Annotated in this window: 6 protein-coding genes; 1 reads left to right on the top strand and 5 read right to left on the bottom strand. The window is 42.5% G+C overall.

The features are described 5' to 3' along the window. Positions 1 to 298: 298 nt before the first annotated feature. The 5 genes from Q0507_RS03405 to Q0507_RS03385 form a co-directional block, all read right to left on the bottom strand. On the bottom strand, positions 299 to 2,689 hold the full coding sequence (locus Q0507_RS03405) for an S-layer homology domain-containing protein (RefSeq protein ID WP_298712431.1): 2,391 nt from the start codon (positions 2,687 to 2,689) through the stop codon (positions 299 to 301). A 361-nt stretch (positions 2,690 to 3,050) separates the two neighbouring features. Further along, the gene (locus Q0507_RS03400) at positions 3,051 to 9,212 is read right to left on the bottom strand and encodes an ESPR-type extended signal peptide-containing protein (protein ID WP_298712429.1); all 6,162 of its coding nucleotides are present in this window, start codon (positions 9,210 to 9,212) and stop codon (positions 3,051 to 3,053) included. 255 nt (positions 9,213 to 9,467) lie between these two features. Beyond that, complete coding sequence (locus Q0507_RS03395) at positions 9,468 to 10,121, bottom strand: hypothetical protein (RefSeq protein WP_298712424.1); 654 nt, start codon at positions 10,119 to 10,121, stop codon at positions 9,468 to 9,470. Between the two features lie 80 nt (positions 10,122 to 10,201). Then, positions 10,202 to 15,286, bottom strand: coding sequence for an ESPR-type extended signal peptide-containing protein (locus Q0507_RS03390; protein ID WP_298712421.1), 5,085 nt, complete (start codon positions 15,284 to 15,286; stop codon positions 10,202 to 10,204). A gap of 215 nt (positions 15,287 to 15,501) precedes the next feature. Continuing rightward, positions 15,502 to 15,705, bottom strand: a complete 204-nt coding sequence (locus Q0507_RS03385) for a hypothetical protein (RefSeq protein WP_298712418.1) — start codon at positions 15,703 to 15,705, stop codon at positions 15,502 to 15,504. Positions 15,706 to 15,842: 137 nt separating this feature from the next. Here Q0507_RS03385 and Q0507_RS03380 point away from each other — a divergent pair, with 137 nt between their 5' ends. Beyond that, on the top strand, positions 15,843 to 16,217 hold the full coding sequence (locus tag Q0507_RS03380) for a helix-turn-helix transcriptional regulator (protein WP_298712372.1): 375 nt from the start codon (positions 15,843 to 15,845) through the stop codon (positions 16,215 to 16,217). Positions 16,218 to 16,894: the final 677 nt, after the last annotated feature.

Below are 16,894 nucleotides of genomic sequence, written 5' to 3'. Positions count from 1 at the left end.
GCGGCTTGAACACCTACATTATACTTAAGCAAGGTGATTTTTTTGTATAACTTTCGTTGCCGCACCCGCATAGCGGGTGGTTTTATGATTCGCGACTACGTCTCGAACCAGTCTAAAGACAATAATAAAATGGGGTAGCAACTTCGACAGTTACTACCCTATTTATTGTCTATTTTAATCAGATAGTATGGTAGTATATAAGTCTTTAATTATATTATTCCTAATATAATTTATACCTATTAATCAATATGCGATACATCAATCAATATAAATAAAACTCAATACGGTATCTGATTAATTATTTTTTGTTAACTCTGACACGTTCGATAGTTGGTTGACCGTTAGCGTCTTTTGCAACTGTGTCCACGCGGAACAACGCCATTTCAGGACCAAATTCCGTTACGAGACGTTCATCTACGCTTACACCGTTCTGAATAGCACGGTATACGATTTGAGCGAATTCATAACGAGTCATCATGCGGTCTCCGCCGAATGTACCGTCAGGATACCCTTCTACCAATCCACGTTCAGAAAGTGCATATACTGCATCATAAGCCCAGTGATTGCTAGGTACATCCGGGAACAATGTTGTGCGATCCGCCTTCATATTCATGCCTGCCAAGCTATTGATGATGGCAGTCAATTTTTGAATTTGTGCATTTTGTACGGCTACAGTTTTCTTAAGTTCCAACACTTCCTTGCCAACAGCTACGCGGGAACGGGATACATTGCTATGAGCGCCGACTTTCACGGAAAGACCGGCATTAACAACGGTTTCACCATTACCCAATGTGGAGCCGATGCTGAGTTGTACATCTTCATTAGGGCGATAGAAAGCACCCAATGCAGCGGCATTACCATCGTGGAAATGACCATAACCGGCTGCGAAATCCCATTTTGCATCAGGATCGAAATCCAATGGATGTAAAGCGGCAAGAGCGGCAGCACCTGCTACACCTCGATTGATTTTTCTATCGAAACGAGAAATATTTTGACCGATATTTGTAATATTATTTTGAATGTTAGTTACATCTTGTTTAATGTTATTAACATCACCTTGAATGTTCGTGATATTCGTTGTGTTATTGTTGATTTGATTAGTAATATCATCAGCCAAGCTAACCTTGTAGTCCTTAACATTGCCGTTTGTCGTAGCATCTACTTTGATGTGATTACCTGCGCTAACAGTTGTTGAACCAACAGAATTTACTTGGTTTTGTAATTGTTTAAGTTGTGCCACGTTAACAGCATCTGTATCTTTTGAACCGGCTGCTACAGACGTAATTTGTCTAGTCACACCATTGTCCACATCGCCGACAGATACTGCAGCACGCGTCGATTTCCATGTAGCGTTCGTTTCAGTGGATGCAGCCTTTGTACTTGGATCATATCCAACTTCACCTTTATCAACGCCGGCCTTTGCTTCACTAGCGATAGCGGCACCACCTGCTACGGAAACATCTGTATTGTGGCCTACAGCTACCGCATCATCGACATTCATCGTTGTGCCGTTATCGCTGGAGCCCATGATAACCGCATGGTTAGCGTCCGTCACGGTACGTTTATCGCCAAGAACGAGCGTCCCTGTAGAGTTAGTTATATTATTTTTCGTACCGATTACGGTTGTATTTTTAACCTTATCCGCTGTATTATCAACACCCATGGAAAGGTTATTGGTGCTTTCATCACCCTTAGCACCCGTGATCGTGTTGTTCACACCGATTATGGATGTACGCAATGTATAATCGGCCTTATTACCACCGCCGAGAGCCATGGTAGCACCGCCACTCTTAGAGTTTTTAATAGCACCACGCAAGTTATCTGCTAACGCCTTGGCAGAATTACCACCATCATTTGGAGCCGAAATAGTAGTAATGGAATTTGTAATCTCATTGCCGGCACCCATTACGATGGAACCGTTGGAATTAAATGTTCTATTCGCTGTACCTACGATACTGTTCGCAATACCTGCATACCGGTTATTAGCAGTTTGTGATTCAATGCTGTTTAATGAACCAGTAATCGTAGCACCAAAGTTCTTGAACGGGTTTGAAAAACGTCCACCGGTATATTCACTAGACATGATGTTATACACACCTGTATTCGTAGTGAAAGCGCCATTGCTGAAGCTGTTAGCACCGATGGTTGTAGCATATACATTAAGAGCATATTCTCTAGTCGTAGCACTATCTACATCGATATCACCCAACTTACCTTTGTAATTATGAGAACCAATCATTGTACTGCCGGTACGTGCAAATGTATTATCACCAATTGCAATACTGCCCACAACCTTCGTAGGGTCTGCAGGGATTTTAACAGAAGAGAACAGACTTCCGCTGTAAGTCGTTTGACCTAGAGCAAAGCTTGCTTCAACGCCACCTGTCATGTTTTCAATTTTTGCATTTTTACCGATGGCAACACTACCGCCTTGGCTGGCGTAGTTGTCGATATAAGCACCATTACCTACAGCAACATCACCTGTAGCATCACTCGCACCATTGGAATACTTAATAAGGGCACCCTTACCAATAGCCACGTTTTCCGCTTTTGGTGCATTACTACCTGTACCAATAGCCACACCGTTACCAGAACCCGGATTATTATCAGGTGCCGCGTAGGCAATGCAAAGACTAGACATTAATACACCGTTAATCAACAGTGTTAATAAACGTTTCCGTTTGTTCATATCGTTCAATCCCCATTTCATAAACATTAACTTCGTCTCCATCGGCAAAACTTTTATCACAAAATCATGATAATTACATGAATATTATAGCACATTGAAAAAATTTGTAAACGTTTTACATAACTCGTTGCAAAACCTCATAAATATAGGCTAAACCGTTTTAACAAAGAGAGCAAAACGTCTAATATAACATATATCATTTATTAATTTTACTTCATAAACTTTCCATATGAATACAAAAAGAGATGGCCAATCTCCTTTGATCAGCCATCTCTTTTTTAGTGAGAAATGCTATGTCATTTCCTTTTTCTTAGTGAGAAATAGTATTTCATTTCCCTAATAATATGCTATGATACATCGATTATTTTGTTTTTTCAATGCGAGATCCATAGTTATCTCTGTAGTCGTTTTGGTCAACATCGTCTTTATCGTTGATGCGAATACGTTCTACCTTATTGCGATCATTATCGCCGCCGGACACACGATCCACACGGAATCTATCGATATTTCTAATAGATTCGAGTTCGGAGCCGAATTCATCAACAGAACGAGCCATATTTCCATCTACAGGTGCACCATTTTGTAATGCTCTATAGATAATAGCCGCATATTCATAACGTGTTAACGTACGATCGCCTTTGAATTCTCCATCAGGATAACCTTGTAAGTATCCACGTTCTCCCAATGTCTTAACATATTGATATGCCCAGTGATTTTCAGGAACATCAGGGAATACCATGGCATGACGAGAGCCGTTTCCAGGAACCGGAGCTTGACCGGATTCATAAGCTTCTAATTTCTTAGTCAACATTTCTACTTGTTGTTTCAAGCCCAACACGTCTTTTGCTACGGAAACGCGTGAACGAGATACCGTATTATTTTGACTAAATTTCCAGCTTACCCCTACGTTAAGCATGTTTTCGCCGCCACTGAAAGAACCGCCTACGCTGACCATAGTGTCTTCATTAGGACGATAGTATGCACCAATAGCAACGGCATTTGTGCCTTTGTAATTACCATAGGAAGCCGCGAAATCCCATTTATCATCAGGATCGAAGTCTAGCGGATGTAAACCGGCTAATGCAGCGGCACTAGCACCTACACGGTTAATCTGTGTACCTAATTTAGAAACGCGACCACTTAAACCATATAATTGGCTGCCGTTTACAGCATCTGTGCTGTTTGCGGAAACTTCGCCAGGTGCTACGTTTATAATCTTGTTGCCACCGTTGTCCAAACCGTCTTTAGTAACAGAAACAGGCTTACCGGCTGTACCGTTTTCGATAGTCAAACCGTTATTAGTTAAGCTACTGTCACCTGTTTTTACTGTTGTAGCATTAACGGTTGTAGCATTGACTGTATTAGCATTTACAGTGTTAAGACCTTGCAAGTCTTTTGCCAAGCGCAATTTCAAGGTATCTGTGCCATCGGAAACAACACCGATATTAGCCTCATCCACTAATTTACTTTCATCGGAAATGCCACCCTTAACATTGACTTGAGTGTTAAGCTTCTTCTTGATAACGTTACCGCTGTCACCACCGTATTTCATGCCGTCGTCTTTGGTTGCCACTTGATGAGTCGTACCATCTTCATCTTTATACTTGATGCGAGTGATTTCTTTATCATCAAGGTTAGGATCGCCTTTTTCAACGGTGATATCAGCACTGCGTCCATCTTTACCGTTTAATCCGATATGACCAATGCCGTTTTTACCGGACATAGATACAGCATCTTTACCGTCTTTACCGGAAATGCCTACCTTTCCATCTGTACCGTCAGCACCGTTAGGACCTGTAATGGAAACACCGTCTTGACCATCTTTACCGACCTTCACCTTATCAGTAGTTACGCTATCGGTTTTGATGTTCTTCGCCATCTTGATGGTGATGTTACCCGCTTGATCAGCTACGGTTTTGATATTTTCACCGGAATATTTATCATCCGCTTCGGTACCTTCGCCTTTAATAGTAACCTTTTGACCTAAATCACGGTGGAACTCGCCTGTATTACCTGCAAAATCCATGCCTTTCTTCGTGATTTCATCACCCATATTGGTAATCTTTTGATTTAAAGAGTCATGAGATGCTTTTAATTGATCTTCCGTGGCAGCTCGGCCGCTAACGATATTAGCAGGATCAAATGTTTTATTTTCCAATCCGGTAACATAGCCGTCTTTACCGTCCACAGCGATTTTACCTGCATCAATCTTACCGTCTTTACCGTCGATAGTCACCTTATCTCCGGCCTTGATGATACCATTTTCACCATCGATCGCCACTTTACCTGCAGTAATATTACCTTTGTTGCCATCGATTGTTACCTTATCGCCGGCCTTGATCGTACCTGTAGTACCATCAAGCGCGATTTGTTTCGTAGGATCTGAACCCAATGTCACTTGATCTTTAAGACCAACTTCATAATTCGTGGAACCATTAGGATTAGTAGTTGGTGTAACAGTGATATTGTTGCCGGCAGTTACTGTAGTAGTCGCTGCATCAGTCGCTTTTTTCAACTGATTAACATTGACTGCATCATTAGGATCAGTACCCTCAGCTACATTGGTAATCTTTTTACCGCCGTTATTGAGACCATCTTTAGTGAGGCTCACCGAATTATTACCAGTCGGAGTTGTTTCAGTAATGGTCATACCGTCACCGTTGATAACAGTATTAACATTACCATTTTTGAAAGTTGCAGATTTCAAACCTTGCAAATCTTTCGCCAAGCGTAATTTCAATGTATTGTTACCATCGGAAACAACACCGATATTATCTTCATCGGTCAATAGATTTTCATCAGTGATACCGCCCTTAACATTGACTTGCGAGTTAAGTTTCTTCTTGATAACAGTACCGGAATCACCACCGTACATCATACCATCATCTTTGGTTGCCACTTCATGAGGGGTACCATTTTCATCGGTGTATTTAATACGAGTGATTTCATTACCGTCAAGATCAGGAGTGCCTTTATCGACTATCATATCAGCATTACGGCCATCCTTGCCATTCAAGCCGATATGACCGACACCATCCTTACCGGACATGGATACCGCATCTTTACCGTCTTTACCGGAAATACCTACCTTGCCATCTGTACCGTTTGCTCCGTCAGGGCCTGTAAGGGTAACGCCATCTTTGGCATCTTTACCTTTTTTATTGACCTTGATGGAATCAGCTAGGAGACTTCTATTCATCTTCACGTTAATAGTAGTATTACCATCATTATCTTGGGTGATGAAAGTCTTGATATTTTCACCGCTGTAATCATTATCGGCTGCGGTGCCTTCACCTTTCACAAGCACAGTGGAGCCTAATTTATTAGTTTTCACACCACCCACATTGGCATCAAACTTAAGGCCCGTAGCCGTTTGAGCCGCTATAGCATCTTTCACTTGATCTTCTGTGGCAGCACGACCGGATACAATTTTATCCGGATTCCAAGTCTTATTATCTAAACCTGTTACATAATTACCGGTTTCATTATCTCCGCCTGCATTAGTCACTGTTTGGCCGCCCATAACAGCATCGCCTGCTTTCACAGTCTTAGCTGCAGTTACGGAGTCGAGATTCTTAAGATCTTTTGCCAATTGAAGTTCTAATTTGTCTGTACCGTTCGCCTTTACGTTGATGTTGCCGGACGCACTTGCAAAATTATCAGAATCCGCCTGTGTCACACCTTCACCTTGTACCTTTACCAAGGTATTTAATTTGTGTTTATTAACGGTGTTTTCATTGTTACCTGTGAATTGCAAACCATCATCCAAAGTTGCAACGTCGTGTTTCACTCCGTTTTCTTCAAGAACGAGACGAGTAATACCGGTACCATCTACAGCCGGTTTCGCGTCACCGCTCTTCATAGTAAGACCGTTTGCACCATTTGCACCGTTAAGATCGATGGAACCGTCTTTACCGTTGATAGCAACAGCAGAACCATCTTTACCCTTGACTCCGATGGAACCATCTTTACCTGTTGGACCTTCCTTACCGATTGCTAGATTATCATTTAACTTCAAATCATAAGTAGCTTGACCATTATTGTCAGTCTTAGTGATGAGCAAGTTACCGTCAGTTCTGTTTTCTTGTCCATCTACTTTCACAATGGTATGTTTGCCGGCTAACGCTTTTACTTCGTTCAATTGACCGCCGTTGACAGCATCTTTAGAGTTAGGGGCTACGTTGCCGTCGGCAACATTCGTAATAGGCGCATTATTGGCATTGATACCATTCGGAGTAATAAAGCTCTTTCCACCAACGGTCAATCCATTATTATTGATTACCGTAGTACCTGTTGTTACGCTGTCTACATTTAGATCTTTAGCTAATTTGACATTCAACGTATCCGTGCCGTTAGATACCACACCGATGTTGTTATCACTCAATTTAGACTCATCGGTCACGCCACCGACAATATTAGTTTGAGCACCTAGTTTTTGGGTGAACTTATTATCCGGAGCCGCAGCAGCTTTTACATCACCTGCATAAGCTACTCCCTTATCTATTTCCGTAGTCATCGCATATAATTGGCTACCATTAATAGCATCAGTCGATGTAGCAGAAATACGACCGGCCGCCACATTAGTGATGGTCCGTTCTGCACCCGCCTTGCCTACACTCACCGTGGAAGTCGGATTTACACCGGCGAAATTATGAGCTTCTCCATTAATCGTTGCGGATTGTGTCGCCACTGCTGTCTCTGTTTCAGAACCATTACCGATAGCTACGGCATTTTCATTTGCTACTTTTGTATTGTTACCGAGAGCCACACCATTCTTTCCTGTTACGGATGCAGTGCTCCCTAGAATCATGGCCCCATCAGCAGAAGCTGTGGAATTATTACCTACCGCATACGCATTATCCGTTGTGATGGTATTCTTATTACCGAAAGCGCCTGCCGTATTACCTTTAACCGTACCGGCAGTAACCTTTTTAATCTTATCGCCATTAGTTTCTGTGGTTTCCGTAATAGTCGCGGAACCAATCGTATTACCATCACCAATAGCATAGGAATTGCTTCCATACACTTTATTTTCTACACCGAGAGCAGCAGATTTAGTACCGGATGTAGCGCCATCGGTCATATCGAAACCAACTGTATTCGTATCACCAATGGATATGGCTTTGTCACCATACGCACCTACCTGGCTACCTACGGCAAGAGAATTTTTACCCCAGCTTCGTGCCATGACACCGATACCTGTACTGGCAACGCCTTTTGTCAATGAGTTAACACCGATTGCCGTGGAACCCGTACCAAGAGACTGCGTCATCATACCGATAGCCATACTGCCATGACCGATAGAAGCGGTATTTACATACTTTTTACTATCATTAAGTGCACCAGATCCCAATGTAGTTCCAGGGTATAGAGCGGCCAGTTCTCGATTAAAGTTTTTTTGTGTCCCAGCAACCGCCATATCAGGCACTACTGTATTCAAATCAGGCTTCGCCGTTTCAATATCATCTCCACCGATGGCAATAGAGGAATGACCAATAGCTCTTACATCTCCCCCGATACCTATAGATTGAGTGCCATACACCTTTGCCATACTACCGATAGCCGTGCCTTGAGAGTATTCAGGATTATCATCAGGATTGGTAACGCCCTTTCTAATGATGCTGGCTTCCGCTCCGGAACCAATAACCACATCACCACGAGAGCCGTAAGAATGAGCTTCCGCCCCCATGACAACTGCACCAGATCCTTCTTGATTATGATATTTGGATACCGAGCTTGTAGCTTGACGACCAATAGTAATATCGCCATTTTCCATTGCATGTGCTACATTACCAATGGCAATAGTACTTGCAGAATAAGAATCGTTTGCTCTTTTTTGTCCCCCTGCATGAGCGCCTTGACCTATAGCAACACTGTTTTCAGAATTTGCATCGGAATTGGCCTGACGTCCTACTACGACCGTTTGAGTACCTGCCGCATTTGCTAAGGAACCAATCCCTATAGCATTTAATCCTGTTACAGTAGATGTGTTACCCATGGCGATTGCATTTTGACTGTTTGCCTTAGCATCGGCTCCCACTGCTACACTGGCCAATCCGGTAGCTTGAGATTTAAGACCATATGCCGAACTGTCTTGACCCGTAGCATGAGCTTGATCACCAACAGCAAGAGAATGTAGTGCCGTAGATAGAGATAAAGAACCTATAGCCGTCGCCCCTTGACCTGTAGCTTTTGCTTGGTCACCGATAGCGATAGCATATATATCAGTTGCCTGTGTTCTGCTACCGAGAGCCACCGTATATTCTTGTGTAGTCTTAGCAGTATCCCCTACAGCAATACTGTTTTTATGAAATACAGAAGACCCAATTCCCGCATTAAATGATGCTTCTGCCACACCCGGCATTAAACATCCTACCAAGGCAAAAGCGCATAAAAGTGCACCGAATGATGCATTTTTCTTTTCAGAAACGGTTCTGCTTTTTCCACCATTAGTAGCGATTTCGGAAACCACTACGTAGCAATGCTTCACTCGACTCCAAATAACCTTATAAATGTGATTCATAATTTTCCTCCCTTTGGATTGAAAAACACACTCCCTAAAAAAACAAAATGAGCTATGTCTCCTCAATACTACTATTATACATTCAAGGAGACATAACTCAAAGTTTTTTACAAAGATTTTATAAAATTATAGGTTGTAAATGATATATTGACGTTCTGTCATTGACCGTCCAGCCCTATTCCAAGGCATCGTATTGATAAAAGCTCTTTCCGGAGAAAAGTTTATTTGGTTTTATTTTTAAAAAGATCCTTTATCTCATTCGCTGCCAATGCTGTGTACGAACTGAATCATCAATACCGACGGAGAGGAGATAATCCCCAAAATGGTTACCCGTTGTCCCATAGGAACAACTGCACCATTGAGATCTACAAGAATAGTAGTCCCTTGAGCCGTACGGAAATTCATGAGTCCGCCTTCCGCAGAGGATATAATTCTACCAACGGTACAGATTTTAGTCCTCATTGGAATCCCGGATAAATTCCACGCAACTTGATAACCATCTAGCTGATCTATGCGTAAAGCGCCAGGATTGACTTGATACCAATTGTTAAGATCGCTCTTTACAGGACCTTGAAAATAGCCTGCATCACGAGTTATCTCAACCTTAGGAGGTTTCCGTGTCATTATCTTTGAAGAAGAATCTTCAACATCTTTTCTGTAGCTCACCATGGGTTGATTTGAAAGACGATCTTCATAAGCCACTTTTTGAATAATCAGTATAGGTTGTTGAGCCTGATTATGGGCTATATAACCTGACGCCTGAAAAAACGTGTAACTCATTATCTTGCCTCCATTTTCCATCATGGCAGAAATTTCTTGTCCCTCAGGTGTGACAAAACGATATACATTTTTTGCATAGGCCCCTTCAAACTGACCTCTTACGGTAATACCATCTGCCGCCGAGGCCATAGCTCCCGACAGCAATAGTATTGATAACATTCCAATCACAAGAAAACAGAATTTTTTCATATGAAAGCCTTTCGCTTCGATTAACCGCGACCTTTGATAACGCGAACACGTTGAATATCAGGAGTACCATCTTTATGTTTAGAAATAGTATCCACTCTGATACGTTCAAGTTCTGGTTGGAATTCTTTAAGAGCTCTAGCCATTTGTTCATCGGCAACAGCACCGTTTTGAATAGCTCTGTAAATCAAAGCAGCCATTTCATAACGAGTCATCATGCGGTCTCCGCCAAACTTACCATCTGGGTAGCCAACGATGATGCCATTACCTGCCAATGTTGCCACATAGTCATATGCCCAGTGGTTTTCAGGCACATCTGGGAAGAATTGCATCTTATCCAAATCCAAGGAGTTAAGCTGTTTACCTTCGGATACTTTCATGAGTGCGCCCTTCATATTTTCAAGTTCCGCACGAAGATCCTTAAGTTCTTTCGCCATAGCTACTCTGGAAGTAGATACGTGATTGCCTTGACCAAGTTTCAAGCTAACGCCAGCATTCAACATGTTTTCGCCACCGCCGAAGGAACCACCTACACTAAATAGAGTATCTTCGTTTGGACGGTAGAATGCACCGATTGAAGCTGCGTGAGCGTCTTTATAGTTACCATAGCCTGCAGCGATATCCCATTTATCATCAGGATCGAAGTCTAGAGGATGAAGTGCTGCCAATGCCGCTGCACCTGCGCCAACTCTGTTCACACGGCTATCAATGTTCTTGATATTGCCGCCAATTTGTTTCAATTGGCTAACGTTAACGGCATCCGTATCAGCTGTACCTGCTGCAACATTAGTAATCTTCTTATTACCTGCATCGATACCGGTTTCTGTGATGCTAGGACCGTTCTTAATTGTCAAGCCACTATTGTTCATCACAGTGTTACCAGTTGTTACCGATTTAAATGTCGGTGTATCGATTACAGATACTTTGTAGTCTACACCACCATTTGCATTTGTTCCTTTAGTTACGCTAATATTGCTACCTTCCGATACAGAAGAATGTTTACCAGCTTCGTTGGAAACCAATTTCAATTGATCTTCGGTTGCCGCTTGTCCACTAGTGATATGAGCAGGATCCCAAGTCTTATTAGTCAAGTTATTCACTGTACCGCCTGTACCGTTAACAGTTACTTTACCTGCTTGGATTGTGCCTTCAGAACCTTTAATGGAGATTTGCTTATCAGGATCTGTTCCAAGAGTAATATCATCATTGAGATTTACTTTATATGTCTTAGATCCATCATTATTAGTTGTGGAGGTCACTGTTGTATTTTTGCCATTCTCTAGTTTAGTTGTAGCACCAGCTACCGCTTTACTCAATTGGTTAACATTTACTGCATCAGTGCCATCGGTACCTTCAGCGACATTAGTAATCTTCTTACCGCCGGCATCGATACCGTCCTTAACAATCTTGGGACCGTCATTGATAGTCAAGCCATCACTGTTCATAACAGTATTACCAGTAGTTACACTGTTCAAGCCTTTCAAGTCCTTAGCAAGACGAACTTTCAAGTTGTTAGCACCATCGGATACAACACCGATATTGTCATCAGTAGTCAATTTATTTACATCAGTAATGCCACCGACTACATTAACTTGTTCATTAAGTTTTTTCTTAATAACAGCACCTGTATCACCGCCATATTTCATGCCATCATCCAATGTTGCAACATCATGTTTTTCGCCGTTCTTTTCTTCGATAACGAGACGAGTGATGTTTGTACCGTCAACGCCAGGTTTACCGTCGCCACCTTTAATGGAGATGCCGTTAGCACCATCTTTACCATTCAAGCCGATAGAGCCGTCTTTACCATTGATAACAACAGCGGAGCCGTCTTTACCGTTAACTCCGATGGAGCCGTCTTTGCCGTCAGCACCCTTCTTACCAAGCACCAAATCGTCATTTACGTTAACTTTGTATGGATTATTAGCGGAACCATCGCCTTCAACGGTTGTATTTTTACCGTCTTTAAGGATAGTTTTACCTGCTGCAACAACGTCTTTCAATTGACCAAAGTTAACTGCATCCGTGTTATCAGTACCGGCTGCTACATTAGTAATCTTCTTATTACCTGCATCGATACCGTCCTTAACAATCTTAGGACCGCCATTGATAGTCAAACCATCAGTGTTCATAACAGTATTACCGGTAGTTACGCTAGTTAAATTTTTCAATTCTTTTGACAATTTAACATTAAGCGCACCATTTGCAGATACTACGCCGATATTGTCATCAGACAATTTATTTGCATCAGCACCACCTTTGATATCTAACTGTTCGCCTAATTGTTTATTGATAACAGTTGTATCATCGCCCTTGAAGTTCAAGCCTTTTGCAATGGTGTTATTGATGTTTGTAATATCGGTTTTGTTATTTTTTACACCGTCACTAACATGTTTCAATTGGTCTTCTGTTGCCGCTTGACCATGTACAACTGTAGGGTTATCGATATCCCATGTACGGTTAGTCAATTCGTTTACCGTACCTGCGCCGGTTATTTTAACTGTTCCGGCCTTAATATCACCTGTTGCACCGTTAATAGTCACCTTATCTCCGGCCGTAATCGTACCGGTAGTGCCATCTATAACAACTTTCTTATCAGCATCTGAACCAAGAGTAACCTTATCACCTAATCCAACTGTATATTCTTTACCACCAGCAGCGTTAACGCCTTCTGTAACGGTTACGTTAGCATCCTTAGCTTTTACGGTTGTCGCTTTGGATGTACCGCCAATAGCAGCATTTAATTGATCCACATTGACAGCATCCGTTCCATCAGTACCAGGTGCTACGTTAGTAATTTTTTGACCACCCGCATTCAAACCGTCTTTATTGACATAAGTTTTTCCGTTGATAGTCAAGCTACCGTTAGGACCTAGGTTAACATCTTTTTTAAGCTTAACATTTAGTTGAGCACCATCAGATATTACACCGATATTGTTATCTGTCAAGTCCGCAGAAGCACCGCCCTTGATGGATAACTTCTCGCCCAATTGCTTGTTGATGTCTGCACCGGTATCACCAGCGAAGTTCAAACCTTTCGCAATGGTATTGTTGATATTTGTGATGTTTGTTGTATTGGTATCCTGCTGCGTTTTGGAAGCGATGTCCGTCAGCGTAACCTGTTTCGTGTCACCTTTATCATTCGCTACAGTCAATACCATGTTGCCATTGCTGTCAGGTTTATATTTACCCTGGCTTCCTGCTGCAGGATTTGCTACCAGACGATAGTCTCCCTTTGCCACTTCGGTGAATACATTGCTCAGATCAACATTGACTTTGCCTGTATCATTCCGTTCCAATGTCAAAGTCTTGCCGTCATTGGAAACGCTGCCGCTTGTAACATAGTTATTTTTGAGACCTGTCACATTAGCAGTTAAACCGTTTTTAACTGTCAATTCAGCTGTGCCATCGCCGTTTCCCTGGTAACTCGCGGTACCGCCAGTCACGTATTTATCTTTTGCTTCGACAATACGGTTGATATCGCCGATATTGGCACCGTTTGTAATTACATTTCCGCCGCTGGCAACGTTTGTGATTTGTTTATTGCCCGCATCAATACCGACTTTTACGATTTTTGGACCTCCGGTGATAGTCACACCTTCAGTATTCATAACCGTATCGCCGGTCGTTACACTGGTCAAACCTTTAAGTTCTTTTGCCAGTTTAACATTCAGCGTATTTCTTCCATTGGATACTACACCGATATTGTTATCGCTCAATTTAGATTCATCTGCTACGCCGCCAACAACATTAGTTTGCGCGCCTAATTTTTGAGTAAACTTATTATCCGCAGCTCCTGCAGCCTTTACATCACCTGCATACACTACGCCTTTATCCATTTCCTTAGTCACCGCATACAGTTGGCTGCCGTTGATGGCATCGGTAGAGGTAGCAGAAAGACGACCAGCCGCGACATTGGTAATCGTCCGTTCTGCACCTGCCTTGCCTACACTTACCGTAGAACCGGGGTTAGCGCCTGCAAAATTATGTTCTTCGCCATTGATCCATTCAGATGCTGTAGCAACTGCTGCTGCAGTTTCAGCTCCGGCACCGATAGCCACGGCATTTTCATTCTCTGCTTTTGCTTCATTACCGATAGCCAAGCCATTCTTAGCCGTTACCTTAGCCTTGTTGCCTATCGCCGTACCATTTAGGCCGGTAACGGAAGTCGAAGACCCTATAGCAGTACCATCCACTGTGGTAACATTCGAAAGTCTACCGAGAGCCGTTGAGCCTATTGCTTTTGCATGAGAGTTATAGCCGATAGCTGTAGCGTGCCCAGCCGCAGATTCTGCCCAGGTACCAATCGCTACGCCGGCCTCATTATTAGCCACTGCATTCGTACCCATAGCGATAGACCACTTACCTGACGCCTTTGAACTTCCGCCGATTGCATAAGCATAATCATTCGATGCTACTGCATTATTTCCCACCGCCAAGGAGGCCTCATTTTGAGCTTTAGAGAGACTACCGATAGCGATGGCATGCTTCTTAGCCGCATTTGCGCCACCACCGATAGCAGCAGCATATTCTCCGGCAGATACAGCTTGTGCACCGATAGCAACCGATTCGTTTTTTGACGCATTAGCCTTGGCACCTAAGGCAAGTGCGTTTTTAGCACTAGCCATTGAATCCCCGCCGACAGCCATAGCATATTCTGCTAAAGACTTAGCAGTCGCACCAACAGCAACCGCATTTTCTGCTCTCGCTTCAGACCAAGGGCCAATCGCTGCTGCATTTCTAGCGGTAGCATGTGATCCGCCACCTACGGCGGTGGAATACGCTCCTGAAGATTCACTATGTGCGCCTAACGCCAAAGCGACCGTGCCAAGCGCCTTGGCGTAACCACCAATCGCCACATTGTGCTGATCGGTTCCACTGTCGGTTCCAGGGCCCCAGGCTACACCTGCCCCTGTTCCGGCAGGATTTACCGCTTGAGCAACGTTTAGCGGGAATGCTACACTCCCCACTAGTGCCAGGGCACACAAAAGAGTACGGAGACCTATGCCTCTTCTGCCGCTGCTTTTCCCGCGGCTGTCGGTGATTTCCGGAACCACCACATAACTATTCTTTACTTTGCTCCAAATAACTTTGTAAATTTTGTTCATACAACCCTTCCTCTCTATATATCAAATTCATAATGCCATACCAAATTACACCAAGAATATCAAACTATATAAAAAGTTTATTTATATACCCGACAGACCTCCTACACCTCCTTCTATACTTCTCATCATATTTATCCGCCTTTATATAAAGACAAAGTTTTTCACTGATGAATATCTATCTGCCGGTTCAGTGCTATTTCATATAATCCTAAATTTCAAATCGGCTCCCAAGAAAAAAGCTGCTCCAACGGCATATCCGTTTTTAGAATCATTTTAATCTTCACAGCCTCCTTAAAATTAATTCCATGACGGTTTTCCATTTTCAACAGCAGCATTTCCTGCTTGATCCCCATTTCTTTTGACAGTTCTTCAAGGCTCATCTCCTGTTTTGCCAATTCTGCCATCAGATTTTTATACACGTTCCTCTCTCCCTTTAATTTGAAATTTCAAATTATTATATCATTATAACTTTTTATTACTAAAAAATCCACATCCCACTCCTGATTCATTGAAATTTCGATATTATTTATGTAAAATCAACAGTAAGGAGGCGATTATGACAAAAGAGGAATATTTGAAAAAGCTGATCCTCCAACGATGGACACTGAAAGATTTCGCCGCAAAGATCAATATGCCATATGGAACTCTATATTCCATTCTGAAGAATGTAGATGGCGGATCTATGTACAATATAGTAAAAATCTGCAGTGGTCTGCACCTTTCCACTGACGAACTGTCTCAGATAGGAAAGCCCCGGAATTATATCCTGCAGGAAGATAGAAGTACGTACAACACAAAAGAACTACCGGATCTGAGATCTATCCTGAGCAGCACATTTCTCTTCAATGGAACGGAATATACTCTCTCAGAGAAAAAACAGGACATGCTGTCTCAAATCATCCAAGCTGTACTGAGCGAAAAAACACAGTAGCTCCCGCATCGTATTTTTCTTGGCAAATAACAGCGTTACCAGCTTATCTCATCCAAACCGGCAGGCGTAAACACACATAGCACTTCCACATCCATTTCCTATGTATTCATACATTTACTTTATCAGTACAATTATTTATCTTCCGCCCCAACCAAGCGGGTCTCGGTTTTCTATACCATAATCTTCACATAGTGCTACCTGAAGGTAATCATAGAAGAATCACGGGCAATAAGCTTTCCTCAAACAGAATCACCCCCGCAAAACCCAAAGCGTCAAAAATATATCCTCACAACACAAAAAGCGTTCCTTCCCGGATATACAATCAGGAAGAAACGTTTTTATTTTTATACCTTGCATATATGCAAGCATCCCCCAGGTGTAAGTGAATTATTCTTACCGTCAGAACTGGTTGTGTCAATAATTTTTCGCAAATTCAGAAATACCATCGGTAATGGATCAGATCAACCGGTACTTTCCTATTTAGAAACTCCCCTTCTTTAGAAGGCAAATTTGGGGACAAATCAAGCCGGCTCCTTTCTTACCAATTCAGCGCCACTTATTATTATTCGCCCGGTGACCGACGAAGCCGAAACAGATACTCGCATGCCAAGATGATTCAAACCGTAAAAGAATATTTAGCTTGTAGCTGACAGCTCACAGCTGATAGCTTTTATCTT

The sequence above is a fragment of the uncultured Veillonella sp. genome, assembly GCF_938010505.1.
GTDB lineage: Bacteria > Bacillota > Negativicutes > Veillonellales > Veillonellaceae > Veillonella.
The sequence above is the reverse complement of the archived record's forward strand: the minus strand, read 5'-3'. Positions and strand labels throughout refer to the sequence as shown.